The organism is Streptomyces sp. NPDC046915 (assembly GCF_040644935.1).
GTDB lineage: Bacteria > Actinomycetota > Actinomycetes > Streptomycetales > Streptomycetaceae > Streptomyces.
In genome coordinates this window covers 1-1,585 of sequence record NZ_JBEYXB010000069.1, presented here as the reverse complement: position 1 = coordinate 1,585, position 1,585 = coordinate 1, and the positions used below count along the sequence as shown (strand labels likewise).

The following is a 1,585-nucleotide window of genomic DNA, read 5'->3' as shown; positions in this document are numbered from 1 at the left end:
TTAGCTTGGCGTTTATGGTCTGCGGTCGAACACGGCCTCGAACTTGCTGATGGGTTTGGTTGTCCGCCGGACGTGAGAGCGGCCTTCGTCTGATCCTGTGCTCCGTCACAGAGGCATGGATCAACACGAAGGCCGTAGCGATGAGTCTGCTGCAACACGGCGTCCCACGGGATGCGTTTGCCGAACTGTCATGCTTTCGGACGGAGCTCTATGCCTGTCTGACCGGGCGGCGCGATGCGCTATTCGAGCTGAGCGACGCCCTGCTGTGCATGGACGGTCCGGTGAAGACATTGGTCGAGCTGTCGCTGGAGCCCGAGCACCGACGCGGGCATGGCGCCTTATACGGCGGTCTGAACTGCGGGAATCTGGATGTGGCACGGCTACGCACTGCGCTGGCGGGGCTGCCGCTTCCCCGCACGGCGGAGGGGCGGCTGGTATTGGCGGTGGATGTGAGCAACTGGCTGCGGCCGGATGCGAATACCAGCCCGGAGCGGCTGTTCTGTCACACATACGGTCGGGGCAGGGGCTCGGCCCAGATGATCCCCGGTTGGCCCTACTCCTTCATTGCCGCCCTGGAGCCGGGCCGGGCGTCGTGGACGGCCGTGCTGGACGTGCTCCGGCTGCGGCCGTGGGACGACGCGATCGCCGTCACCGCCGTCCAGGTGAGGGAGGTGTTCCAGCGGTTGTATGTGGCCGGCCAGTGGCAGATCGGCGACCCGCCCGTTCTCATCGTCGTCGATGCCGGCTACGACGTGACCCGTCTGGCCTTCCTGCTTGCAGACCTGCCCGTGGAGTTACTGGGGCGGATGCGGTCGGACCGGGTCCTGTTCTTCCCGCCTCCGCCACAACCGGCGGGCAAGCGCGGACGCAAGCCCAAGCACGGGGCGGAGTTCACCTTCGAGGACCCGGCCACTCATCCTGTCCCGTCCATCACCACCGTGACGGACACCACCTACTACGGACAGGCCATCGCCACGGCCTGGGACCGCCTGCATCCGCTGCTGACTCGACGCTCGGCCTGGGCCGACCATCTCGAGGAGCTGCCGGTCATCGAAGGCACCGTCATCCGTCTGCAGGTCGACCACCTCCGCGGCGACCGCAGCCCCCGGCCCATCTGGCTGTGGTGGTCGTCCGCCGATGCCACCGCCGCAGACGTGGACCAGCTCTGGCAGGCCTTCCTGCGCAGATTCGACCTGGAACATACCTTTCGAATGTTCAAGCAGACACTGGGCTGGACAACTCCCAAGCTCCGCGAGCCGGCAGCCGCTGACCGCTGGACCTGGCTCGTCATCGCCGCCCACACCCAGCTCCGCCTGGCCCGACCCCTGGCCGAAGACCTACGCAGACCCTGGGAGCGGCCTGCACGTCAGGGGCGTCTCACCCCAGCACGGGTCCGCCGAGGATTTCGCCGCCTCCACGGCAAGGCCCCTCAGCCGGCCAGTGCACCGAAACGCAGTACCGCTGGCCCGGGCCGGCCCATCGGCATGAAGAACAAGCACCGCGCACGCGAACGCACCGTCGGGAAACAGGGCTAACCGGACCTCACCGCAACCATCACAAGTAGCAGAGCTGGATAAACGTCAAG

At 66.8% G+C, this 1,585-nt stretch carries 1 protein-coding gene; it reads left to right on the top strand.

Annotated elements, in window-relative coordinates; all coding sequences use genetic code 11:
* Positions 1-140 precede the first annotated feature (140 nt).
* A complete protein-coding gene (locus ABZ915_RS48745) occupies positions 141-1,535 on the top strand; it encodes an NF041680 family putative transposase (RefSeq protein ID WP_361817943.1) in 1,395 nt (464 codons plus the stop codon).
* The last annotated feature ends 50 nt before the right edge of the window (positions 1,536-1,585 follow it).

Bases quoted from the DNA above. Each gene is read 5' to 3' on its own strand.
- ABZ915_RS48745 (WP_361817943.1), top strand. From the start codon at position 141: ATGAGTCTGCTGCAACACGGCGTCCCACGGGATGCGTTTGCCGAACTG.